General features: G+C 73.5%; 15 protein-coding genes and 2 pseudogenes. All 17 read left to right on the top strand.

Features of this window, described 5'->3' with window-relative positions; translation table 11 throughout:
* The first annotated feature begins 27 nt into the window (after positions 1 to 27).
* A complete protein-coding gene (locus KSNIM_RS14110) occupies positions 28 to 1,038 on the top strand; it encodes a methionine synthase (protein ID WP_263103563.1) in 1,011 nt (336 codons plus the stop codon).
* A gap of 18 nt (positions 1,039 to 1,056) precedes the next feature.
* A complete protein-coding gene (gene ligA, locus KSNIM_RS14105; protein WP_263103562.1) occupies positions 1,057 to 3,345 on the top strand; it encodes an NAD-dependent DNA ligase LigA in 2,289 nt (762 codons plus the stop codon).
* A gap of 357 nt (positions 3,346 to 3,702) precedes the next feature.
* Positions 3,703 to 5,358: pseudogene (locus tag KSNIM_RS14100) on the top strand (putative bifunctional diguanylate cyclase/phosphodiesterase); the annotation flags it as partial.
* 183 nt (positions 5,359 to 5,541) lie between these two features.
* On the top strand, positions 5,542 to 6,381 hold the full coding sequence (locus KSNIM_RS14095) for a hypothetical protein (RefSeq protein WP_263103560.1): 840 nt from the start codon (positions 5,542 to 5,544) through the stop codon (positions 6,379 to 6,381).
* A gap of 174 nt (positions 6,382 to 6,555) precedes the next feature.
* Complete coding sequence (gene gatC, locus KSNIM_RS14090; RefSeq protein WP_033820075.1) at positions 6,556 to 6,852, top strand: Asp-tRNA(Asn)/Glu-tRNA(Gln) amidotransferase subunit GatC; 297 nt, start codon at positions 6,556 to 6,558, stop codon at positions 6,850 to 6,852.
* Positions 6,853 to 6,855: 3 nt separating this feature from the next.
* Complete coding sequence (gene gatA, locus KSNIM_RS14085) at positions 6,856 to 8,349, top strand: Asp-tRNA(Asn)/Glu-tRNA(Gln) amidotransferase subunit GatA (protein WP_263103559.1); 1,494 nt, start codon at positions 6,856 to 6,858, stop codon at positions 8,347 to 8,349.
* Positions 8,346 to 8,585 (top strand): hypothetical protein, encoded by a 240-nt coding sequence (locus KSNIM_RS14080; RefSeq protein WP_263103558.1) that lies wholly within the window; start codon positions 8,346 to 8,348, stop codon positions 8,583 to 8,585. The genes gatA and KSNIM_RS14080 overlap by 4 nt, the downstream gene beginning before the upstream one ends.
* A gap of 31 nt (positions 8,586 to 8,616) precedes the next feature.
* Positions 8,617 to 10,119, top strand: coding sequence for an Asp-tRNA(Asn)/Glu-tRNA(Gln) amidotransferase subunit GatB (gatB, locus tag KSNIM_RS14075; protein WP_263103557.1), 1,503 nt, complete (start codon positions 8,617 to 8,619; stop codon positions 10,117 to 10,119).
* 227 nt (positions 10,120 to 10,346) lie between these two features.
* Positions 10,347 to 10,538, top strand: a complete 192-nt coding sequence (locus KSNIM_RS14070; RefSeq protein WP_263103556.1) for a hypothetical protein — start codon at positions 10,347 to 10,349, stop codon at positions 10,536 to 10,538.
* 119 nt (positions 10,539 to 10,657) lie between these two features.
* Positions 10,658 to 13,696 (top strand): helix-turn-helix transcriptional regulator, encoded by a 3,039-nt coding sequence (locus KSNIM_RS14065; protein ID WP_263103555.1) that lies wholly within the window; start codon positions 10,658 to 10,660, stop codon positions 13,694 to 13,696.
* A 551-nt stretch (positions 13,697 to 14,247) separates the two neighbouring features.
* On the top strand, positions 14,248 to 17,160 hold the full coding sequence (locus KSNIM_RS14060) for a putative bifunctional diguanylate cyclase/phosphodiesterase (RefSeq protein ID WP_263107952.1): 2,913 nt from the start codon (positions 14,248 to 14,250) through the stop codon (positions 17,158 to 17,160).
* Positions 17,161 to 17,455: 295 nt separating this feature from the next.
* Positions 17,456 to 19,309 carry an acetolactate synthase large subunit gene (locus tag KSNIM_RS14055; protein ID WP_263103554.1) on the top strand — a complete coding sequence of 618 codons (1,854 nt, stop codon included), beginning with the start codon at positions 17,456 to 17,458 and terminating at the stop codon, positions 19,307 to 19,309.
* A 36-nt stretch (positions 19,310 to 19,345) separates the two neighbouring features.
* Positions 19,346 to 19,870, top strand: a complete 525-nt coding sequence (ilvN, locus tag KSNIM_RS14050) for an acetolactate synthase small subunit (RefSeq protein WP_263107951.1) — start codon at positions 19,346 to 19,348, stop codon at positions 19,868 to 19,870.
* A gap of 128 nt (positions 19,871 to 19,998) precedes the next feature.
* Entirely contained in the window at positions 19,999 to 20,997 is a 999-nt protein-coding gene (gene ilvC, locus KSNIM_RS14045) for a ketol-acid reductoisomerase (RefSeq protein WP_263103553.1), read from the top strand.
* A 216-nt stretch (positions 20,998 to 21,213) separates the two neighbouring features.
* Entirely contained in the window at positions 21,214 to 22,794 is a 1,581-nt protein-coding gene (gene serA, locus KSNIM_RS14040; protein ID WP_263103552.1) for a phosphoglycerate dehydrogenase, read from the top strand.
* Positions 22,795 to 23,097: 303 nt separating this feature from the next.
* A complete protein-coding gene (locus KSNIM_RS14035; protein ID WP_263103551.1) occupies positions 23,098 to 23,259 on the top strand; it encodes a hypothetical protein in 162 nt (53 codons plus the stop codon).
* A gap of 185 nt (positions 23,260 to 23,444) precedes the next feature.
* A pseudogene (locus tag KSNIM_RS14030) lies at positions 23,445 to 23,671 on the top strand (export associated protein); the annotation flags it as partial.

Here is a 23,671-nt window from a genome sequence, read left to right as displayed (position 1 = left end):
CGGGCGCTTGCCCTAGGCTCGGGCGGTGTGAGCACTGAATTCCCCTTCCCCGAGCTGTACGGCGCCGCCACGGGTGTCGGGTCGATGCCCGGCACCGACGCCCGTGAGGCGGCCCGGACGGCGGTCGGCGCGCTGGAGCAGCTGCCCCACCTGCCGGAGCTGCCGGCCCGCGGCCCCGGCGCCGACATGATCGGCCGCGGTGCCGGCCTGCTGGTCGAGCTGTTCGCCCAGGTGGAGCCGAGCGGCTGGCGGTTCGCCGACCGGCCCGGCCGCGACACCCGACGGGCCCACTCCTGGCTCGGCGAGGACCTCGACGCCCTGGAGGAGTTCACCCAGGGCCATGAGGGCCCGCTCAAGCTGCAGGCCGTCGGCCCGTGGACGCTGGCCGCCTCGGTGGAGCTCAAGCACGGCGAGAAGGCCCTCGCCGACCCCGGCGCCTGCCGGGACATCGCCGAGTCGCTCACCGAGGGCCTGCGCCGCCACCTCGCCGACGTCCGCCGACGGGTACCGGGCGCCCAGGTGGTCCTGCAGTTGGACGAGCCCTCGCTGCCCGCCGTGCTGGCCGGCGCCGTGAAGACCGCCAGCGGCTTCCAGCGGCTGCGCGCCGTCGACCGGCAGGTCGCCGAGGAGTCCCTGCGTTCGGTGGTCCGCGCCCTGGACGTCCCCGTGGTGGTGCACAGCTGCGCCCCCGGGGTGCCGGTCCCGTTGCTGCGCCGGGCCGGGGTGGCCGGAGTGTCGCTGGACTTCTCGCTGCTGACGGAGCGTGAGGACGAGGACCTCGGCGAGGCCGTCGAGGCGGGCACGGTGATCCTCGCCGGTGTCGTGCCCTCCACCGACGCGGCTGTGTCCGACCCGGCCGGTAGTGTCCAGGGTGTCAGGACGCTGTGGAAGAGGCTCGGGTTCGGCCCGGAGCTGCTGGCCCGCCGCGTGGTGGTGACACCGACCTGCGGGCTGGCGGGGGCGTCCCCCGCGTACGCGCGCCGGGCGCTGACGTACAGCGCCAGGGCGGCGCAGAGCCTGGCGGACAACCCGGAGTGAGACGGTAGGAGGCGCACGGTGGCGGCGGTCGAGGGCTGGGAGGACGTTCCCGCGGAGGTCCGCAGGCGGCACGCCGAGCTGGCGGCCGAGGTGGAGGACCACCGCGCCCGCTACTACGAGCAGGACGCGCCGGTCGTCAGCGACGCCGAGTTCGACGCCCTGATGCGTGAACTGCAGGCGATCGAGGCCGACCACCCGGTGCTCCGCACGCCCGAGTCGCCCACCCAGAAGGTGGGCGGCGCCGTGGCCGAGGGCTTCGCCTCGGTGGAGCACCGGGAGCGCCTGCTCAGCCTCGACAACGCGATGGACGACGAGGAGCTCGCCGCCTGGGCCGAGCGCGTCGCCCGCGAGCTCGACGGCCTCGACTACCACTACCTGTGCGAGCTCAAGGTGGACGGCCTGGCCGTCAACCTCACCTACGAGCGCGGCGAGCTGGTGCTGGCCGCGACCCGCGGCGACGGCCGGGTCGGCGAGGACATCACCGCCAACGTGCGCACCATCAAGGAGATCCCGCACCGGCTGCGGGGCGACAACGTCCCGGAGCTGGTGGAGATCCGCGGCGAGGTGTACTTCCCGACCGAGGCCTTCGAGGCGCTGAACGCGTCCTTCGCCGCCGAGAACGAGCGGCGCCGGCAGGAGAACGAGGAGCGGGCCAAGGAGGGCAGACGGCCGCGCGCGATGGTCCGGCTGTTCATGAACCCGCGCAACGCCGCCGCCGGCTCGCTGCGCATGAAGGACCCGCTGGTCACCGCCTCCCGCCCGCTGCACATGGTGGTGCACGGCATCGGCGCCCGGGTCGGCTTCGACATCGACTGCCAGTCGCACGCCTACGACCTGCTGCGCGAGTGGGGCCTGCCGACCGCCCGTCACAACCGGGTGGTCGGCACGCTGGACGAGGTCCGCGCCTTCATCAAGCAGTACGGCGAGCAGCGGCACTCCGTCGAGCACGAGATCGACGGCGTGGTGGTCAAGGTCGACGAGATCCCGCTGCAGGGCCGGCTCGGCGCCACCTCCTCGTCGCCCCGCTGGGCGATCGCCTGGAAGTACCCGCCGGAGGAGGTCACCGCCAAGCTCGCCAGCATCAAGATCGGCATCGGCCGCACCGGCCGGGCCACCCCGTACGCGGTGATGGCCGAGCCGGTGAAGGTGGCCGGCTCGATGGTCCAGTACGCGACCCTGCACAACCAGCAGGTCGTCAAGGCCAAGGGCGTCCTGCTGGGTGACACCGTGGTGCTGCGCAAGGCCGGCGACGTGATCCCAGAGATCCTCGGCCCGGTCGAGGACCTGCGGGACGGCACCGAGCGGGAGTTCGTGATGCCGACGCACTGCCACGAGTGCGGTACCGAGCTGCGTCCGATGTCCGAGGGCGACATCGACCTGCGCTGCCCCAACGCCCGGTACTGCCCGGCCCAGGTGCGCGAGCGCCTGGCGTACCTCGGCGGCCGCGAGTCGCTGGACGTCGAGGGCCTCGGCTACGTCGCGGCCACCGCACTGACCCAGCCGCTGGAGCCCGCAGAGCCGCCTGTCAAGAACGAGGGGGACATCTTCGGCCTCACCGAGGAGCAGCTGCTGCCGATCAAGGTGCTGGTGCGCGACCAGAAGACCGGCATGCCCAAGCTGGACGACGAGACCGGCGAGGAGAAGGAGGTCTTCTTCTTCGCCACCACCACCGGCGCCCCCAAGAAGGCGCTGAACGCGCTGATCGACAACCTCGCCGCGGCGAAGGACCGCCCGCTGTGGCGGTACCTGAACGGCCTGTCGATCCGCCACGTCGGCCCGGTCGCCGCCCAGGCGCTGGCCCGCGAGTTCCGAGACCTGGACCGGATCTTCGCCGCCACCGAGGAGGAGCTGGCGGCCGCCGAGGGCGTCGGCCCGAAGATCGCCCGGGCGGTCAAGGAGTGGTACGCCGAGGAGTGGCACCGGGAGATCGTGGAGAAGTGGCGGGCCGCCGGCGTGCAGTTCACCGAGGCCGGCGCCGAGGACGAGGGCGAGCGGCCGCTGGAGGGCCTGACGGTGGTCGTCACCGGCACCCTGGCCGGCCACACCCGGGACGGCGCGAAGGAGGCGCTGACCTCGCGCGGCGCCAAGGTGACCGGCTCGGTCTCCAAGAAGACGCACTTCGTGGTGGTCGGCGACAACCCCGGGTCCAAGTACGACAAGGCGGTGCAGCTGGGCGTGCCCGTCCTGGACGACGCCGGGTTCGCCGTCCTGCTGGAGCAGGGTGCCGACGCGGCCCGGGCCCACCTGGGCCTGGACACCGGCGAGGGGACCGCGGACGGGCCGGCCGAGAAGTCCGTCGAGGGCTGACGACCCGATCCTGTTATCGTCCTGACACCGCGTCACCGGGTGTACGCGCCGGAAACCGGGCATTGTGTCACTGTCCGGCATCGGTCTGCCGGTGGCGCGCCCGGGGTTGTCCGAAAGTCCGCCCTGCCGGCGGACTCCGGCTTACCCTTGGCGCAACAGAGTGTCAGCAGGGGTGATTGGCGGCGGCTTCGGCCGGCGCTCGTGGGGCATCCCTGTACCTGACGTCCACCGGCACCGAACGGTGCCTCACCGTAAGGCGGCCTGGCGGGGCGGGCCCGACGGAGGACAGGGCATATGGATCGTACGACCGGCGGCGCGCCCACACGCCCGCCGCAGGGGGTGGCAGGGGCGGTCCTGCTGCTCGGCGTGCTGTTGGCCGGGGCCGCACCGCTCATCCCGCTGGCCGTGCTGGTCTACCGGTACGAACCGGAGCTGCTGCCGCTGTTCGCCGTCCCGCTGGCGGTGCTGGTCGCCGCCTGGCGGATCGCCCGCGACCGCGCGCGGGACCAGCTCACCGACCCGCTCACCGATCTGCCGAACCGTCAGGCCCTGCTCCTCGCCGCCCAGGACGCGATCGCCCGGCATGACGGCGACGAGGACTACAGCGTCGGCGTCGTGCTGCTCGACCTGGACAGGTTCCGCTCGCTCAATGACGCCCTCGGCCACACCGCCGGCGACCGGCTGCTGGTGCACATCGCCCGCCGCCTGCACCGGGCGCTGCGGACCGGCCATTCCCGGCCGACCGCCCCCGCCCGCACCGGCCCGGACGAGGTGGCCGCCGCACTGCCCTCCCCGCTGCACCGCGGCGGCCGGCCGGTGGTCGCCCGGATGGGCGGCGACGAGTTCGCCGTCCTGCTGCCCGGCGTCGGCCGCCCGGAGACCCTGGAGCGGATCGCCAAGGCACTGATCGCCGAACTGGCCGCCCCGATCCGGCTGGACGGCCTGCTGCTCGTCCTGGAGGCCAGCGCCGGCGTCTGCGTCTACCCGGCGCACGCCCGGGACGCCGAATCGCTTCTGCGCCGCGCCGACGTCGCCATGGGCCACGCCCAGCGCGGCCGCAGCGGTGTCGAGGTCTACCACGAGGCCCAGGACACCGACACCCCGTACCGGATCGGCCTGCTCGGCGACCTGCGGCGGGCCCTGGAGACCGGGGAGGTGCAGCTGCACTACCAGCCGAAGGTCGCCTTCGACGGCCGGGTGGTCGGCCTGGAGGCGCTGCTGCGCTGGGAGCGGCCCGGTCAGGGCCGTGTCCCCCCGGACGAGTTCATCGGTCTCGCCGAGTCCAGCGGTCTGATGCCGCGGCTCACCGACTACGTGCTGGAGGCGGCGGTCGGCCAGCTCGCCGCCTGGCGCGACCAGGGCCTGCAGGTGCCCGTCGCGGTCAACGTCTCGCCCCGGGACGTCCTCAACCCCGGGTTCGCCACCCGGGTCGCCGGCCACCTCACCCGGCACCGGGTGCCCGCCCACGCCCTCCAGCTGGAGATCACCGAGCGCCTGCTGCTCGACGACTCCCGGCGTGCCGCCGACACCCTCGCCGAGCTGCGCCGCTACGGCGTCGGCATGTCCCTGGACGACTTCGGCACCGGGCACTCCTCGATGGCCCGGCTGCGCAGCCTGCCGGTCGGCGAACTGAAGATCGACCGCTCCTTCGTCTCCCGGATGGTCGCCGACGACCACGACGCCGCGGTGGTGCGCTGCTCCGTCGAGCTCGCGCACTCGCTGGGGCTGACCGTGGTCGCCGAGGGCGTCGAGGACGACGAGACCTGGGAGCGGCTGCACAGCATGGGTGTGGACGCCGTGCAGGGCTGGCTGGTGTCGGCCGCGCTGCCCGCCGACCAGGCGACCGCCTGGCTGATGGTCAGGCAGACCGGCACCGCCCGGGTCGAGCGGCTCGCCCCGCAGCAGCCGCTGTCCCCGCCCGTCCCGCAGCCGCGCTCGCTGCCGACCGTCCAGGCGCAGGCGGAACTGCCCGCGCCCACCACGCCGCTGCCCGCCCCGACGACCCAGCAGTAGCCGCCGCCCGCGCGTTCCGGCGGCCCGGTCGTGTGCCGGGGGCGTCCTGGGACGGCCGGCGGGGCTCGCGCCGCGGGGTGCCGCGGTTGCGGTCTCCTTCGCACGCCGCCCTTGTTGCGGATGCGGTGGTTCCGGTTGAGTGTGACCCTCTGAGCACACACCGGACCGTCGAAGGAGACAGCCGTGAGCGAGCAGCGGACGGCGCGGATGCCCGCCGTCCTGGCCGGCCTCGTCCTGCTGGCCTGCGCCACGGCCTGTGCCGGCGGCACCGCGGGCGGGGCACCGGGCACCGCCCCGGGCAGCTCCGCCGGCGGCACGGCGGCCCGGTCCTCCGCACCCGCCTCGGCCCAGCCGGAGAACGGCGTCGCGGCGCTGCCCGGACCGGAGATCGTGCAGCGCTCGGTGGCCGCGCTCAAGGAGGCCGGCTCGGTCCGGATCACCGGCCGCGGCAGCAGCCAGGGGCAGACCGTGACCTTCGACCTGTCCGCCGACACCGCCGGCAACTGTGCCGGCACCATGGGCCTCAGCGGGCAGGGCACCTTCCGCCTGGTCAAGCTCGGCACCCAGCTGTGGGTCAAGCCGGACGAGGTGTTCTGGCGCACCCACGGCGGCGCCGCCACCGAGGACCTGGTCGGTGACAAGTACCTGAAGACCACCACCGACAACACCGACTTCTCCGAGATCGGCACCGTCTGCGACCTCGACGCGCTCGGCAGCGCCCTGGTCGAGCAGACCCCGGGCGGTCTCGCCGTCGGCAGGCCCGTCACCGTCGACGGCACCCCCGCAGTCCCCGTCACCGGCACCGCCGACGGCGCGACCAGCACCCTCACGGTGGCCACCCGCGGCCGCCCGTACCCGCTGCGGATGGAGCGCACCGGCGGCGAGGAGACCGGCCGGGTCGAGCTCAAGGAGTTCGGCACGCCGGTGCCGACCCAGACGCCCGCCCCGTCCGACACCATCGACCTCGACCGGCTGAACGGCGGCGGCGACGAGCCCACCGACCCCTCCACCCTGTCGCTCTGACCGTCGGTCGCGGCTCGCGCGGCCGCCGTTCCCGACGGCGGTCGGCCGCTCCCCGCGGTGCGCCAGGGCCCGTGCGGCGCCGGGCGCGGTGGCGCGCGCCATAGGATGTGTCCCTAGACCAAGAGGACGGGCAAGCCCCCGGTCTCACCCGAACCCGAACCTGAGGATCGCTGCATGCCTGGCATCACGCGCGAGGAGGTCGCCCACCTCGCTCGGCTGTCGCGTCTCGAATTGCAGGCCGAAGAGCTGGACCACTTCGCCGAGCAGCTCGACGTGATCATCGGCGCGGTCGCCCGCGTTTCCGAGGTCGCCGGACAGGACGTCCCGCCGACCTCCCACCCGCTGCCGCTGACGAACGTCATGCGCGCGGACGAGGTGCGGCCGTCGCTCACCCCGGAGCAGGCGCTGTCCGGCGCCCCGGCCAGCGAGGAGCAGCGTTTCCGTGTGCCCCAGATCCTCGGGGAGGACTGACCGATGACCGAGCTGATCAAGTACACGGCCGCGCAGACCGCCGCCGCCGTCGCCGCCGGAGAGGTCTCGGCCGTCGAGGTCGCCCAGGCGCACCTGGACCGGATCGAGGCCGTCGACAAGAAGGTCAACGCCTTCCTGCACGTCGACACCGAGGGCGCGCTGAAGGCCGCCCGCGCGGTGGACGACAGGCGTGCCCGCGGCGAGGAGCTCGGCCCGCTGGCCGGCGTCCCGCTCGCGCTCAAGGACGTCTTCACCACCGAGGGCGTCCCGACCACCTGCGGCTCGAAGATCCTCGAAGGCTGGATCCCGCCGTACGACGCCACGCTGACGGCCCGTCTGAAGGACGCGGGCGTGGTCATCCTCGGCAAGACCAACATGGACGAGTTCGCGATGGGCTCCTCCACCGAGAACTCGGCCTACGGCCCGACCGGCAACCCGTGGGACCTCGCCCGGATCCCCGGCGGCTCCGGCGGCGGCTCCGCGGCCGCGCTGGCCGCCTACGAGGCCCCGCTGGCCATCGGCACCGACACCGGCGGCTCGATCCGCCAGCCGGGCGCCGTCACCGGCACCGTCGGCGTGAAGCCGACCTACGGCTCGGTGTCCCGCTTCGGCCTGGTCGCCTTCTCCTCCTCGCTCGACCAGGGCGGCCCCTGCGCCCGCACCGTGCTGGACGCGGCGCTGCTGCACGAGGCCATCGCCGGCCACGACCCGCTGGACTCCACCTCCATCGACGCGCCCGTCCCGGCCGTGGTCGAGGCGGCGAGGATGCGCGACATCCGCGGCATGCGGATCGGCGTCGTCAAGGAGTTCGCTGGCGAGGGCTACCAGGCCGGCGTCATGCAGCGCTTCAACGAGTCGGTCGAGCTGCTCCGCGAGCTCGGTGCCGAGGTCGTCGAGGTGTCCTGCCCGTCGTTCACCCTGGCGCTGCCCGCGTACTACCTGATCGCGCCGAGCGAGGCCTCCTCCAACCTGGCCCGCTTCGACGCCATGCGCTACGGCCTGCGGGTCGGCGACGACGGCAGCCGCAGCGCCGAGGAGGTCACCGCCCTCACCCGCGAGGCCGGCTTCGGCCCCGAGGTCAAGCGCCGCATCATGCTCGGCACCTACGCCCTCTCCTCGGGCTACTACGACGCCTACTACGGCTCGGCGCAGAAGGTCCGCACGCTGATCTCGCGGGACTTCGACGCCGCCTTCGCCGGGGTCGACGTGCTGGTCTCCCCGACCACCCCGACCACCGCCTTCCCGATCGGCGAGCGCGCCGACGACCCGATGGCGATGTACCTGGCGGACCTGTGCACCATCCCGTCGAACCTGGCGGGCAACGCGGCCATGTCGCTGCCCTGCGGCCTGGCCCCGGAGGACAATCTCCCGGTCGGCCTGCAGATCATCGCCCCCGCGATGGCGGACGACCGCCTGTACCGCGTGGGCGGCGCCGTCGAGGCCGCTCTCAACGAGAAGTGGGGACACCCCCTGCTGGAGGAGGCACCGGCACTGTGAGCAGGATCGAGAAGGCCAAGGGCTTCAAGCACAGCAAGCCCGGCCTGTGGCTGTCCATCGGCACCAGCGCGTTCGGGGCGGTCACCATCGCCAAGGACGTCAAGAAGGCCCGGACCGAGAACGACACGCTCAAGCTGATCAACGCCCTGATCGGCGCCGCCGCCCTGATCACCGGCACCGCGCTCCTCGTCCGCGAGCTCCGCCAGCTCGGCGACGACGACGTGCTGCTCGGCTGACGGACCTCGAAGAAGAAGTGAAGGAAACGCTGTGAGCGTCATCAGTCTGGTCTCGTACGAGGACGCGCTGGCCTCGTACGACCCGGTGATGGGCCTTGAGGTCCACGTCGAGCTGGGTACCAGGACCAAGATGTTCTGCGGGTGCTCGACCGAGCTCGGCGCCGAGCCGAACACCCAGACCTGCCCCACCTGCCTCGGCCTGCCCGGCTCGCTGCCGGTCGTCAACCGGATCGGCGTGGAGTCGGCGATCCGCATCGGCCTCGCCCTCAACTGCGAGATCGCCGAGTGGTGCCGGTTCGCCCGGAAGAACTACTTCTACCCGGACATGCCGAAGAACTTCCAGACCTCCCAGTACGACGAGCCGATCGCCTTCAACGGCTACCTCGACGTGCAGCTGGAGGACGGCGAGGTCTTCCGCGTGGAGATCGAGCGCGCCCACATGGAGGAGGACACCGGCAAGTCGACCCACGTCGGCGGTGCCACCGGCCGCATCCACGGCGCCGAGTACTCGCTGCTCGACTACAACCGGGCCGGCATCCCGCTGATCGAGATCGTCACCAAGCCGATCGTCGGCGCCGGCGCCCGCGCGCCCGAGGTCGCCAAGGCGTACGTCACCGAGCTGCGCGAGCTCATCCGCACCCTCGGCGTCTCCGAGGCCCGGATGGACAAGGGCCAGATGCGCTGCGACGTGAACCTGTCGCTGCGCCCGATCGGCCGCGAGAAGTTCGGCACCCGCAGCGAGACCAAGAACGTCAACTCGCTGCGCAGCGTCGAGCGGGCCGCCCGGTTCGAGATCCAGCGGCACGCCACCGTCCTGGCCGACGGCGGCACCATCGTCCAGGAGACCCGCCACTTCCACGAGGACAACGGCACCACCACCTCGGGCCGGATCAAGGAGGAGGCGGAGGACTACCGCTACTTCCCCGAGCCCGACCTGGTGCCGATCGCGCCCTCCCGCGAGTGGGTCGAGGAGCTGCGGGCCGCGCTGCCCGAGCTGCCGCGGGTCCGCCGGGCCCGGCTGCAGGCCGAGTGGGGCCTGTCCGACAAGGACATGCAGGCGGTGCTGAACGCCGGCGCCGTCGAGCCGATCCTGGAGACCGTGGCCGCCGGCGCCCCCGCCGACCAGGCCCGCAAGTGGTGGCTGGGCGAGCTCGCCCGGCGCGCCAACGAGACCGGCACCGAGCTCGCCGACCAGCCGATCACCCCGGCCCAGGTGGCCCGGGTCTGCGCGCTGGTCGCCGAGGGCAAGCTCAACGACAAGCTGGCCCGCCAGGTCATCGAGGGCGTGCTGGCCGGCGAGGGCGAGCCGGACGAGGTCGTCGAGAAGCGCGGCCTCGCCGTGGTCTCGGACGACTCCGCGCTCGGCGCCGCCGTCGACCAGGCGATCGCCGACAACCCGGACGTCGCCGCGAAGATCCGCGACGGCAAGGTGCAGGCCGTCGGCGCCCTGGTCGGCGCCGTCATGAAGGCCACCCGGGGCCAGGCCGACGCCGCCCGCGTGAAGGACCTGATCCTGGAGCGCCTCGGCGCCTGAGGACCCGCCCGGCCCGCTCTGAGGTGGCCCTGAGGTACCTCAGGCCGGCCGACGGCCCGTGCCAGCCCCGACTAAGGGGCCGGCACGGGCCTTCTCCGTTCCCGGGGCCCGGCTTCTGAGCCCGGGCACCCCGGAAGATCGGGCAGCCTCCCGATGTGCCCGACCCCCCGCGGAGAGGAATCTCGGTACCAGGACGACAGAACCGGTACAGAACGAGGTGAACCGCCGTGATGGAGTACGAGCTCTTCCTGCAGCGCCAGCGGGAACTCGAGCACCGGGCCGGAACGGAACGGCTGGCCCGAGAGGCCGCACGGGCCGGCGCACCGCGAGCCGGCAGAGTGCGCCGGTTCGCCCGGAGCCTGCGGCACGCCGCCCCGGCGGCAGCGCCGCTGCGCACCGCCGGACCGGCCGGATGCTGATGTCGGGCGGTCAGGGGGACCGCGCGGGGGAGGACGCCCACGGCGCCCTCCCCGTCGGCCGTCCACTCCCTGGGACCGCGTCTCAGTTCGTGTCCGAATCCTGTGCCATGCTCGCCAGCATGGAGCAGATTTCGGTCAGCCCTGTCTTCGTCGGCCGCGGCCGTGAGACCGAGCTCCTCGCCACCGCACTGGCCCGGGCCGCAGCGGGCGAGCCCCAGGCCGTCCTCGTCGGCGGCGAGGCCGGCATAGGCAAGACCCGCCTGGTGGAGGAGTTCCTGTACGGCGTCGGCGCACCCGCCGCCGTCGCCGCCGTCGGCGGCTGCCTGGAGGTCGGCGCCGAGGGCCTGCCCTATGGCCCGCTGGCCACCGCGCTGCGCCGGCTGCACAGCGAACTCGGCCCGGCCTTCGAACAGGCCGCCGCCGGCATGGAGGGGCACCTCGCCCGGCTGATGCCGGAGTTCGGCGAGGCCGACGCCGGCTCCAACGACGAGTTCGGCCGCGCCCGGCTCTTCGACCACACCGCCCGCCTGATCGAGCGGCTGGCCGAGGACCGCACGCTGGTGCTGGTCGTCGAGGATCTGCACTGGTCCGACCGCTCCACCCGCGACCTGCTCGCCTACCTGATCCGCACCCTGCACCGGGCCCGGGTACTGGTCCTCGCCACCTACCGGAGCGACGATCTGCACCGCCGCCACCCGCTCCGCCCCTACCTGGCCGAACTGGAGCGGCTGCGCACCGTCCAGCGGCTGGAACTGGAGCGCTTCGGGCCCGCCGAGACCGCCGCCCAGCTCGCCGGCATCCTCGGCGTCGCCTCACCCGACCGCGTGCTGGTGGACCGCATCCACCGCCGCGCCGAGGGCAACCCGTTCTTCGTCGAACAGCTGGCCTCCGCCGCCCGCGAGGGCTGCACCGCCGGCATCCCCGACAGCCTCCGCGACATCCTGCTCGTCCGGGTGGAGACCCTGCCCGACCACACCCAGCAGATCCTGCGGATCGCCGCCGAGGGCGGCACCCGGGTGGAGCACGACCTGCTCGCCGCCGTCCTCGACGACCCCGAGGAGGTGCTGATCGAGGCGCTGCGCACCGCCGTCGGCGCCGGCGTGCTGCAACCCGACACCGACGGCGACGGCTACTGCTTCCGGCACGCCCTCGTCCGCGAGGCCGTCTCCGACGACCTGCTGCCCGGCGAGCGGCACCGCATCAACCGCCGCTTCGCCGCCGTCCTGGACGCCGACCCGGGACTCGTCCGCGGCGAGGCCTGCGCGCCCCGCCTGGCCAACTACTGGTACCACGCGCACGAGTCCGACCGGGCGCTGCCCACCGCCCTGGAAGCCGCCCTGCAGGCCCGCCGCCGCAACGCCTTCGCCGAGCAGCTGCGCATGCTGGAGCGCGTCCTGGAGCTGTGGGACGAGGTGCCGGACGACGTCCGCAGCACCCCCGTGCGCCCGTACGACCGCGCCGAGACCTACCCCTCCTGCGGCTGCACCGGTGAGGCGCACGAACCGGCCTGCGCCGGACTGCAGCTCGTCGACGTGCTGGCCGAGGCCGTCGTCGCGGCCCGCCGCAGCGGCGACTGGGACCGTGCGATCGCCCTCGTCCGACGCGCCCTGGACCTGCTCGACGAGGACACCGAGCCGGCCCGCGCGGCCTGGTTCCGGGTGCAGCTCGCCAAGACCTGCGGCCACCTGGAGCGGCCCGACGGCGGCGAGATCCAGTACGCCTACCGGCTGGTGTCCGGACTCGGCCCGTCCGCCGTCCAGGCCGAGGTGCTCGCGATGGAGGCCGCCCAGGGCATGCTCGGCCACCCCAGCCGCTCGCACATGGCCGTCGCCGAACAGGCCGCCGGGATCGCCCGGGAGGTCGGCGCCGGCGCGGTCGAGCAGCACGCCCGGATCACCCTGGCCGGCCTCTACAGCGAGTTCGGCGAACCGGAACGCGCCATCGCCCTGCTCGGCGACGCCATCGGCCGCGCCCGCGAACTGGGCGCCGCCGACGTGCTCTGCCGCGGCCTCAACAACCTGTCCTGCCTGATGCAGAGCCTCGGCCGGTCCGCGGAGGCCGTGGACCACTCCCGCGAGGGCATCCAGGTCGCCGGACGCACCGGGCTGCTCGGCACCGCCGGCGGCTGCCTGACCGGCAACCTGGTGGAGGCGCTCACCGCCCTCGGCCGCTGCGCCGAGGCCGCCGCGACCCTGGACGCCTGGGAGTACGGGCCGCCGCTGGACCCGTACCACGAGTTCCTCGACCGGCTCCGCGGCGAGCTGCGCTTCCTGGCCGGCGACCTGGACTCCGCGGCCGAGCTGAACCGGCGCGCCCGGGCGGCGGACCTCGCCCGCCAGCCGCAGAACGTCCTGCCGTCCGCGATGCTGGCGGTGCGGATCCACGCCCGGCAGGGCAGGCCGCTCGCCGCCCGGTCCGAACTGCTCGCCGTGCTCGACGTCGAACTCACCGCCGGCCACGAGGCGCTGATGCTGCCGCTGCTGGTGCACGGCGCCGGTGCGGAGGCCGACTCGCACGGCCTGCCCGCCGCCGACCTCGGCCGGCCGGTGGTGCTGCGGCGGATCGCCGAGGCCGCCGCCCGGCTCGAACCGCAGGTCCCGCTGCACCGGGCCTGGGCCCGGCTGCTGGACGGTGAACTCGCCCGCGCCGAGGGCCGCGACGCCCGCAGCCACTGGGCCGCGGCGATCGGGCTGCTGCGCCCGGTCGGCCTGCCCGGCCCGCTGGCGCTCGCGCTGCTGAGGGCCGCCGAGAGCGCCGCCGCGGCGGGTCACCGGGACGAGGCCCGCAGCCTGCTCGAGGAGGCCACGGACACCGCCCGGGCGAGCGGTGACCGCTACCTGGAGTCCGAGGTCGCCCACCTGGCGGAGCGTGCCCGCCTCACCGGCGAGCGGGCCGGGGCCCAGGCCGGCGGGTCGGACGGCACGGAGAGCGCCGGCGACGGGCCCGCGCTCGGCCTCACCCGGCGCGAGCGTGACGTGCTGCGGCTGCTCACCCTCGGCCGCACCAACCGGCAGATCGCCGAGGAGCTGTACATCTCGCCGAAGACCGCCAGCGTGCACGTCTCCAACATCCTCGCCAAGCTCGGCGTGAGCGGCCGCGGGGAGGCGGCGGCGGTCGCCCACCGGCTGCGGCTCTTCGAGACGGAGAACGCCGTCTAACCGCGACCCGACGGCGACCTGACGACGGGCCGCCGGCAGACTGCCGAGCAGTCCGACGGCAGGCGGCGGCCGATCGGCCGAACGGGGGGGCGCGAGGGGCGCGTACAAGCGCGCGCCCCTCAACCGTGCGCCGCCGACACCCTCCGGAAGGACTGGACCAGCGCCGTCGCCGCCCGTCCGGTCATTACTCTAAGTTGAATGCACGTGCCGTTGAGTGACGGCAGTGGTGTAGTGTCCCGAGTGGGAACACCGGTACGGCGTGGCGGAACGGGCCCCCCGCGACATGATGTTGACATGGCGTCAGATCGTGCGGTCGCGCCGCCGCACAGCCGTGGTCCGGGCACGGACGAGCCCCGGGCCGGAGGGGGAGATGTCGAGTGAACTCCACCGATGCGGTGCTGCCCGCCGAGGTCCCGGCCCCCGCGCCGGCCACTGCCGAACCGGCCGCGACCGCGGCGCCGCGCCCCCGCACCGGCCTCTGCCGCACCGTCGGCCGCAGGCGCAGCCGCCGCTCCGCGAGACCCGGCGGGTCCGGGCGGCCCGCCCGCCGCATCGGCGTCCCGGCCGCCCTGCTCCTCCTGCTCGGCGCCGGCTACACCACCGGTGCCGCCCTCGGCTGGGGCTCCCGCGAAGTCTCCCTGATCATGGGTGACTTCGGCCTCGCCGCGGCCGCCGCCGCGGCCGCCCTCTCCTGTCTGGTGCACGGCTGCCGGGCCGGCCGCCCGGCCCGGTCCGCCTGGCTGCTCTTCGGCCTCGCCTCCGCCGTGGTGGCCTTCGGCAACGGCGCCTGGGGGTGGTACGAGGTCGTCCTCGGCACCCCGCTGCCGCAGGACTCGCCCGCCGACTACGCCTTCCTGCTGTTCGCCCCGCTCGCCATCACCGGCCTGCTGGTGCTCGCCCAGCGCCCGCGCACCCCGGCCGGCTGGTTCTGCCTGCTGCTGGACGGCTGGCTGGTCGCGGGCTCGCTGTTCACCCTCAGCTGGAGCCTCGCCCTCGGCCGGACCGCCCAGGGCCAGTCCGGCGACCCGATGGAGGTCGCGCTCGCCCTCGCCTACCCGGTGATGGACATCCTGCTGGTCAGCCTGGTCGTCGGGCTGCGCTTCCGGCGCCGGGACGGCAACCGGGCCGCCGTCCACACCGCGATGCTCGCGCTCGCCGTCACCGTGGTCTGCGACGCCCTGTTCACCGCGCCCGAGCTGCGCAACAGCTACCACTCCGGCGAGCTGCTCGACGCCGGCTGGTTCGCCGGCAGCCTGCTGCTCGCCTGGGCCCCCTGGTCCCCGGACGCCCGCCGCTCCTCCCGGGAGCACCCCTCGGCCGGCGGCCTGCCCCGCCGCCGGGTCGCCTCCACCTTCAGCGCGCTCACCCCGTACGCCGCGGCCGCCGTCTGCACCGCCGGCATCCTGTACAACGCCCTCGGCGACGGCCACCCCGTCGACCGGGTGGTGCTGGCCGCCGCGTGCACCGTCGGCCTCGCCCTGATCGTCCGGCAGGGCGTGATGCTGCTCGACAACCTCTCCCTCGCCCAGGAGCTCGCCCACAAGGAGGCTCACTTCCGCTCCCTGGTCCAGGGCTCCAGCGACGTCATCATGATCGCCGCCGCCGACGGGGTGCTCTCCTACGTCAGCCCCGCCGCCCTCGGCGTCTACTCCCGCGACCCGGAGGACCTGGTCGGCGGCAACATGCTCGACCTGGTGCATCCCGAGGACGTCGAGCAGGTGCTCCGCGAGGTCCGCCGCTTCCTGGCCCGCGGCCAGCTGCCCGGCCTCGCCGAGAGCACCGAGCCCTCCGCCCGGGTCGAGTGCCGCATCCGCTCCGGCACCGGCGAGTGGCTGCACGTGGAGTCCACCCTCAACCGGCACCGCGACGGGTTGATCCTCAACAGCCGCGACGTCACCGAGCGGGTCGCCCTCCAGGCCCAGCTGCAGCACAACGCCTTCCACGACCCGCTCACCGACCTGCCCAACCGGGCCCTGTTCGTCCAGCGGCTCGGTGCGGCCCTGGGTGCGGCCGCTCCCGAGGGCGGCCGCGGCGGCTCCCGGGCCGGCGACCGGGACGGCGTCGCCGTCCTCTTCCTCGACCTGGACGGCTTCAAGGCCGTCAACGACACCGTCGGCCACCAGGCCGGCGACGAACTGCTCGTCCAGGCGGCCGGCCGGCTGCGCCGCGCCGTGCGCTCCGGCGACACCGTCGCCCGCTTCGGCGGCGACGAGTTCGCGGTGCTGGTCTGCGGCCGGCTCGGCCCGGAGCGCGTCCGCGACCTCGCCGAACGGGTCCGCGCCGCGCTCTCCGAGCCGTACTGGATCGGCGGCACCGAGCTCGGCGTCGCCGCCAGCATCGGCATCGCCTTCGCCTCGCCCGGCCGCGGCCCCGACGCCGACCCCAAGGCCGCCACCGACGAGCTCATGCGCAACGCCGACCTCGCGATGTACCGCGCCAAGTCCCAGGGCAAGGGCCGGGTGGTGCTCTACCGGCCCGGCATGCGGGCCGAGGTCGAGCGCCGCAGCGAGCTGGAGGCCCGGTTGCGCACCGCCGTCCGCGAGGGCGGCTTCACCCTGCTCCACCAGCCGGTGGTGGACCTCGCCACCGGCGTGGTCGTCGGCGTCGACGCCCAGCCCCGCTGGCGCTCCGCCCAGGGCCTGCTGCTCACCCCGACCGAGTTCCTGCGCACCGCCGAGCACGGCGACGCGGCCGCCCGGTTCGCCCGCTGGCTGCTCCAGGAGGCCGTCGCCGCGGCCGCCGCCCGCCGCCGCGACCGGGCCGGCTCGGTGCCCGTCCGGGTCCGGCTCACCGCCGAACGGATCTGCACCCCCGGCCTGTACGAGGCGGTCGCCGGCGCGCTGCGCGAGAGCGGCCTGCCCGCCGACCTCCTCGTGGTCGAACTGGCGAGGACGGGTCCGGACCGCACCGCCGACGAGGTGGCCCGCAGACTCGCCGCACTGCGCCGCCTCGGGGTGTCCACCGCGGTCGGCGGCTTCGGCGCGGGCGGCGGCTCGCTCGGGGCGCTCGCACGGTTGCCGCTGGACACCCTCGGGCTCGACCGCAGCCTCGTCCAGGAGGTCGCCGACTCGGCACTCGCCCGGGCCCTGGTCGGGCACGCGCTGCGGCTCGGCCGGGACCTCGGCCTGGTGACCTCCGCCGAGGGCGTGGACCACCCGCGGCAGGCCGCCGTGCTGCAGGAGCTGGGCTGCCGGCAGGCGCAGGGCCCGGCCTTCGCGCCGCCGCTGGACGAACCGCGGCTGCGGCGGGCGCTGGCCCGCCGCTCGTACCCGGTGCCGCGGCCGGCCGCGGCGGCGTCGGGGCGCCGTCCGCACCTCGCCGCGGACGCCCGGGCGGGTGGCCGCCCGGAGGCCGCGCAGGGGCGGTCCGGACACCACCACACCCCCTCCGACCTGCCGGAACGCCATGCCGTGGGGGGTCCGTCCGGGGGTCCGCATGGTGAGACCTCCGTCCCACCAGCTTGACACCCCCTGCCGCGGGGGAGGAAGGTCGGTGCCATGCGCACCCGAATTCTCGTACTTGGCGGGCGCGTCGGCTGAGTGGGCCCGTGTGCTCCACATCAGAGAGACCGACGCGCCACCCCTCGCATGCCCTGGGCACGAGGGGTTTTTTGTTGCACGCGAACCGTTCCATCCCTGCAAGACCACTGGCCCCAAGCGCCGCAAATCGGGACGATTGGGGCAGAGCCGGCTTACCGGTCCGACGCACGGCAGGACCCTCAACTGCCCGGGCCGGCAGAACCCGAGAAGAGACAGGCAGATGACTGAGCACGCCGCATCCCCCCGCCGCGGGGACACCCCGGCAGCCCACGCTCCGGGTCAGCAGACCACCGTCGAGACGATGACCGGAGCGCAGTCGCTCATCCGCTCCCTCGAGGCCGTAGGGGCCGACACGGTCTTCGGCATCCCCGGCGGCGCGATCCTCCCCGCGTACGACCCGCTGATGGACTCCACCAAGGTCCGCCACATCCTGGTCCGCCACGAGCAGGGCGCCGGCCACGCCGCCACCGGCTACGCGCAGGCCACCGGCCGCGTCGGCGTCTGCATGGCCACCTCCGGCCCGGGCGCCACCAACCTGGTCACCCCGCTCGCCGACGCCTACATGGACTCCGTCCCGGTCGTCGCGATCACCGGCCAGGTCGCCTCCAAGGCGATCGGCACGGACGCCTTCCAGGAGGCGGACATCTGCGGCATCACCATGCCGATCACCAAGCACAACTTCCTGGTGACCGACCCGGCCGAGATCCCCCGCGTGATCGCCGAGGCCTTCCACATCGCCGCCACCGGCCGCCCCGGCCCCGTCCTGGTCGACGTCGCCAAGGACGCCCTGCAGGCCACCACGGTCTTCCGCTGGCCGGTCGAGACCTCGCTGCCCGGCTACCGCCCGGTCACCAAGCCGCACGCCAAGCAGATCCGCGAGGCCGCGAAGATGCTGGTGAACGCCAAGCGCCCGGTCCTCTACGTCGGCGGTGGCGTGCTCAAGGCGCAGGCCAGCGCCGAGCTGCGGATCCTCGCCGAGCTGACCGGCGCCCCGGTCGTCACCACGCTGATGGCGATCGGCGTCTTCCCGGACAGCCACCCGCAGCACCTCGGCATGCCCGGCATGCACGGCTCCGTCCCGGCCGTCACCGCCCTGCAGAAGGCCGACCTGCTCTTCACCCTCGGCGCCCGCTTCGACGACCGCGTCACCGGCAAGCTGGACAGCTTCGCCCCCTACGCCAAGGTCGTCCACGCCGACATCGACCCGGCCGAGATCGGCAAGAACCGCCCCGCCGACGTCCCGATCGTCGGCGACGCCCGCGAGGTCATCGCCGACCTCATCGTCGCCGTCCAGGCCGAGTACGACGCCGGCCACAAGGGCGACTACGCGGACTGGTGGGCCAAGCTCGACGAGTGGAAGCGCACCTACCCGCTGGGCTACGAGCCCGCCCCGGCCGGCGAGCTGTCGCCCCAGCAGGTCATCGAGCGGATCGGCCAGTTGGTCGGCCCGGACGCCATCTACGCGGCCGGCGTCGGCCAGCACCAGATGTGGGCCAGCCAGTTCATCCGGTTCGAGAAGCCGGCCACCTGGCTCAACTCCGGCGGCGCGGGCACCATGGGCTACGCCGTCCCGGCGGCCATGGGCGCCAAGGCCGGCAAGCCCGACACCGCGGTCTGGGCGATCGACGGCGACGGCTGCTTCCAGATGACCAATCAGGAGCTCGTCACCTGCGCCCTGAACAACATCCCGATCAAGGTCGCGGTCATCAACAACGGCTCGCTCGGCATGGTCCGCCAGTGGCAGACGCTGTTCTACAACCAGCGCTACTCCAACACCGTGCTGCACTCCGGCCCGGAGCACGACGGCAAGGAGCCGCCGGCCCAGGGCACCCGGATCCCCGACTTCGTGCTGCTCTCCGAGGCGATGGGCTGCGTCGGCCTGCGCTGCGAGCGCCCGGAGGACCTCGACGCCGTGATCAAGCAGGCGATGGAGATCAACGACCGTCCGGTCGTCATCGACTTCATCGTCCACCAGGACGCCATGGTGTGGCCGATGGTGGCCGCCGGCACCAGCAACGATGAGATCCAGTTCGCCAAGGGCGTCCGGCCCGACTTCGGCGACGACCTCGACTGACGGCCCCGACCAACCGATAGAGAGCCCATGACCGCCATGTCCAAGCACACCCTCTCCGTCCTGGTCGAGAACAAGCCGGGCGTGCTCGCCCGGATCGCCTCGCTGTTCTCCCGCCGGGGCTTCAACATCGACTCCCTCGCCGTCGGCCCGACCGAGCACCCGGACATCTCCCGGATGACGATCGTCGTCAACGTCGAGGACCTGCCGCTGGAGCAGGTGACCAAGCAGCTCAACAAGCTGGTCAACGTGATAAAGATCGTCGAGCTCGACCAGAGCCAGGCCGTCCAGCGCGAGCTGGTCCTGGTCAAGGTCCGCGCGGACGCCGAGTCCCGCTCGCAGATCGTCGAGATCGTCCAGCTCTTCCGCGCCAAGACGGTCGACGTCTCGCCGGACGCCGTGACCATCGAGGCCACCGGCAGCTCCGACAAGCTGGAGGCCATGCTGCGCATGCTGGAGCCGTACGGCATCAAGGAGCTCGTGCAGTCCGGCCTGGTGGCGATCGGGCGGGGCGCCCGTTCGATCACCGACCGCTCGCTGCGCGCCCTCGACCGCAGCGCGTAGCGGCACCGGCGCGCCGCGCGGGCGCGCCGTCTCACCCCCTGAAGCACCGCCCCCGAACCCCCGCCGGGTCACCTACGGTGGAGACCGCACCACCCGGCATCACCATCACTGCAAGGAGATGTGCCCCCGTGGCCGAGCTGTTCTACGAAGACGACGCCGACCTGTCCATCATCCAGGGCCGCAAGGTCGCGGTCATCGGCTACGGCAGCCAGGGCCACGCCCACGCGCTGTCCCTCCGCGACTCGGGCGTGGACGTCCGCGTCGGCCTGAAGGAGGGCTCGAAGTCCAAGGCCGTCGCCGAGGAGGCCGGCCTGCGCGTGGTGACCCCGGCCGAGGCCGCCGCCGAGGCCGACGTCATCATGATCCTGGTGCCGGACCCGATCCAGGCCGACGTCTACGAGGAGTCCATCGCGCCGAACCTGAAGGCGGGCGACGCCCTGTTCTTCGGCCACGGCCTGAACATCCGCTTCGGCTTCATCAAGCCCCCGGCGGACGTCGACGTCTGCATGGTCGCCCCGAAGGGCCCGGGCCACCTGGTCCGCCGCCAGTACGAGGAGGGCCGCGGCGTCCCGTGCATCGTGGCCGTCGAGCAGGACGCCACCGGCAACGCCTTCGCGCTGGCCCTGTCGTACGCCAAGGGCATCGGCGGCACCAAGGCCGGCGTCATCAAGACCACCTTCACCGAGGAGACCGAGACCGACCTGTTCGGCGAGCAGGCCGTCCTCTGCGGTGGCACCGCCGCCCTGGTCAAGGCCGGTTTCGAGACCCTGGTCGAGGCCGGCTACCAGCCGGAGATCGCCTACTTCGAGTGCCTGCACGAGCTGAAGCTCATCGTCGACCTGATGTACGAGGGCGGCCTGGAGAAGATGCGCTGGTCGGTCTCCGAGACCGCCGAGTGGGGCGACTACGTCACCGGCCCCCGCATCATCACCGCCGACACCAAGGCCGAGATGAAGAAGGTCCTCGAGGAGATCCAGGACGGCACCTTCGCCAACACCTGGATCGCCGAGTACAAGGCCGGTCTGCCGAAGTACAACGAGTACAAGAACGCCGACGCCGACCACCTGCTGGAGACCACCGGCAAGAAGCTGCGCAAGCTCATGAGCTGGGTCGACGAGGAGGCGTAAGCACCTCCCGGGGGTCCTCCCCCTTGTACAAGTCGGCTGTTCCCGTCCGGGTGATTTCTCCGGACGGGAGCAGCCCGCCCCAAAGCCCGCCGATACACTTCCGAGTGCGCGTCAGGCCCACAGCGTCGTGCGTCTAGCTACGCGGCATGCCACCTTCCCCCGCTGGTCACGCCACCTTCGTGCCGGGGCGAACCGGACAGTTAAGGACACACTGTCGTGAGCAAATCCGTAGTACTCATCGCCGAAGAGCTGTCTCCCGCCACCGTCGACGCCCTCGGCCCGGACTTCGAGATCCGCCAGTGCAACGGCGCGGACCGCACCGAGCTGCTGACGGCGATCGCCGACGTCGACGCGATCCTGATCCGCTCCGCCACCAAGGTGGACGCCGAGGCGCTGGCCGCCGCCAAGAAGCTCAAGGTCGTCGCCCGCGCCGGCGTCGGCCTGGACAACGTGGACGTCTCCGCCGCCACCAAGGCCGGCGTGATGGTCGTCAACGCGCCGACCTCCAACATCGTCACCGCCGCCGAGCTCGCCTGCGGCCTGCTGATCTCCGTCGCCCGCAACATCGCGCCGGCCAACGCCGCGCTCAAGCAGGGCGAGTGGAAGCGCAACAAGTACACCGGCGTCGAGCTCTCCGAGAAGGTGCTCGGCGTGGTCGGCCTCGGCCGGATCGGCGTGCTGGTCGCCCAGCGGATGTCCGCCTTCGGTATGAAGATCGTGGCCTACGACCCCTACATCCAGGCCGCCCGCGCGGCCCAGATGGGCGTCAAGCTGGTCTCCCTGGAGGAGCTGCTGGAGGTCTCGGATTTCATCACCGTCCACCTCCCGAAGACCCCGGAGACCATCGGCCTGATCGGCGACGAGGCGCTGCACAAGGTCAAGCCGACCGTGCGCATCGTCAACGCCGCCCGCGGCGGCATCGTCGACGAGGCCGCGCTGGCCAGCGCCCTGCGCGACGGCCGGGTCGCCGGCGCCGGCCTGGACGTGTACGCCAAGGAGCCGTGCACCGACTCGCCGCTGTTCGCCTTCGACAACGTGGTGGCCACCCCGCACCTGGGCGCCTCCACCGACGAGGCCCAGGAGAAGGCCGGCATCGCCGTCGCCAGGTCGGTGCGCCTCGCGCTCGCCGGCGAGCTGGTGCCGGACGCGGTCAACGTCCAGGGCGGTGTCATCGCCGAGGACGTCCGCCCGGGCCTGCCGCTCGCCGAGAAGCTCGGCCGGATCTTCACCGCGCTGGCCGGCGAGGTGGCCGTCCGCCTCGACGTCGAGGTCCGCGGCGAGATCACCCAGCACGACGTCAAGGTGCTCGAACTCTCCGCGCTGAAGGGCGTGTTCGAGGACGTGGTGGCCGAGACGGTGTCGTACGTCAACGCCCCGCTGTTCGCCCAGGAGCGCGGTGTCGAGGTGCGGCTGACGACCTCCAGCGAGTCGCCCGAGCACCGCAACGTCATCACCGTCCGCGGCACCCTCGCCAACGGCGAGGAGGTGGCGATCTCCGGCACGCTCTCCGGCCCGAAGCAGATCCAGAAGATCGTCGGCGTCGACGGCTTCGACGTGGACGTGGCGCTCACCGACCACATGGCCTTCTTCACCTACGAGGACCGCCCCGGCGTGGTCGGCACCCTCGGCCGCATCCTCGGCGACGCCGGCATCAACATCGCCGGCATGCAGGTCGCCCGGGACGGCTCCGGCGCGCTCGCCTCGATCACCGTCGACAGCGAGATCTCGCAGGACGTGCTGAACGCCATCGCCGCCGAGATCGGCGCCAAGTTCGCCCGCGCGGTGAACCTCGGCTGAGCCGCCATCAGGCCGCTGACCTGGGCCCGGACCGCCACGGCGGTCCGGGCCCAGGCGTTTTGCGGGCCCCGGTCACCCCGTCGGCCGGCGCTCGCGTCTCAGATACTAGGAAATCCAACTATTCGTGCAGACATCCACGGTCCGTCGTCGTACCGTGGAAGAGCCATACGGTGAGCCACCCCTGCAAGCCCAGGGTGACGGCCCGTGTTGCCCGTACGCGCATCGGCAGGCGATCCCTGCCCGGCGTACCCACCCTCCCCGTTCTTCGCGCCCTGCAGCTGGCGCACGCACCAAGGAGCCGGTATGCCCCACACCGCAGACCGCCACGCCACCACCGCCACCGCCACCCCCACGCCGCGCCGCCGCCGGCGCACCGAGCCGACGCCGCGCTCCGCCGCCGACGCCCTGCAGCGGGCCCTGGACCGCCGTGACAACGGCGGGGTGACGGGCCACCACCTGGGCTGACGCCCCACTGGGCCGAACGACTGACACCTCGTCACACGGACGAGTGCACAGTGGCCCCCGACGAGCGAAACGGCTCGCCCTGCCCGGCGCGATGATCCTAATTTGGGCCGTCCGGGAGGGGGATCGACGTCCGCGCGGTGCGGGCGGCGCACGATCAGGCCACCCCTGCCGGGGAGACCGCTCCCGTGCGTACGCCCGCAGCCCTCGCGCTCGCCCTCGTCACCTTCGCCGCCCCCGCAGCCTGGGCCGCCCCCGCGGCCGGACGGGCCCCCGCCCCGCCCGGCACACCGGTCACCGTGCTGCTGGAACTCGGCACCGAATCCGCAGCCCCCGCCTGGCAGCGGGCCGCCGCCGACGCCCGCCGGCAGCGGCGTTCCCCGGACGCCGTCCGGGCCGCCGCGGCCGCGGCCGG

It is taken from the genome of Kitasatospora sp. DSM 101779 (assembly GCF_025655475.1).
GTDB lineage: Bacteria > Actinomycetota > Actinomycetes > Streptomycetales > Streptomycetaceae > Kitasatospora.
The sequence above is the reverse complement of the archived record's forward strand: the minus strand, read 5'-3'. Positions and strand labels throughout refer to the sequence as shown.

Bases quoted from the DNA above. Each gene is read 5' to 3' on its own strand.
- KSNIM_RS14065 (WP_263103555.1), top strand. From the start codon at position 10,658: ATGGAGCAGATTTCGGTCAGCCCTGTCTTCGTCGGCCGCGGCCGTGAG.
- KSNIM_RS14055 (WP_263103554.1), top strand. From the start codon at position 17,456: ATGACTGAGCACGCCGCATCCCCCCGCCGCGGGGACACCCCGGCAGCC.
- gatC (WP_033820075.1), top strand. From the start codon at position 6,556: ATGCCTGGCATCACGCGCGAGGAGGTCGCCCACCTCGCTCGGCTGTCG.
- KSNIM_RS14035 (WP_263103551.1), top strand. From the start codon at position 23,098: ATGCCCCACACCGCAGACCGCCACGCCACCACCGCCACCGCCACCCCC.
- gatA (WP_263103559.1), top strand. From the start codon at position 6,856: ATGACCGAGCTGATCAAGTACACGGCCGCGCAGACCGCCGCCGCCGTC.
- ilvN (WP_263107951.1), top strand. From the start codon at position 19,346: ATGTCCAAGCACACCCTCTCCGTCCTGGTCGAGAACAAGCCGGGCGTG.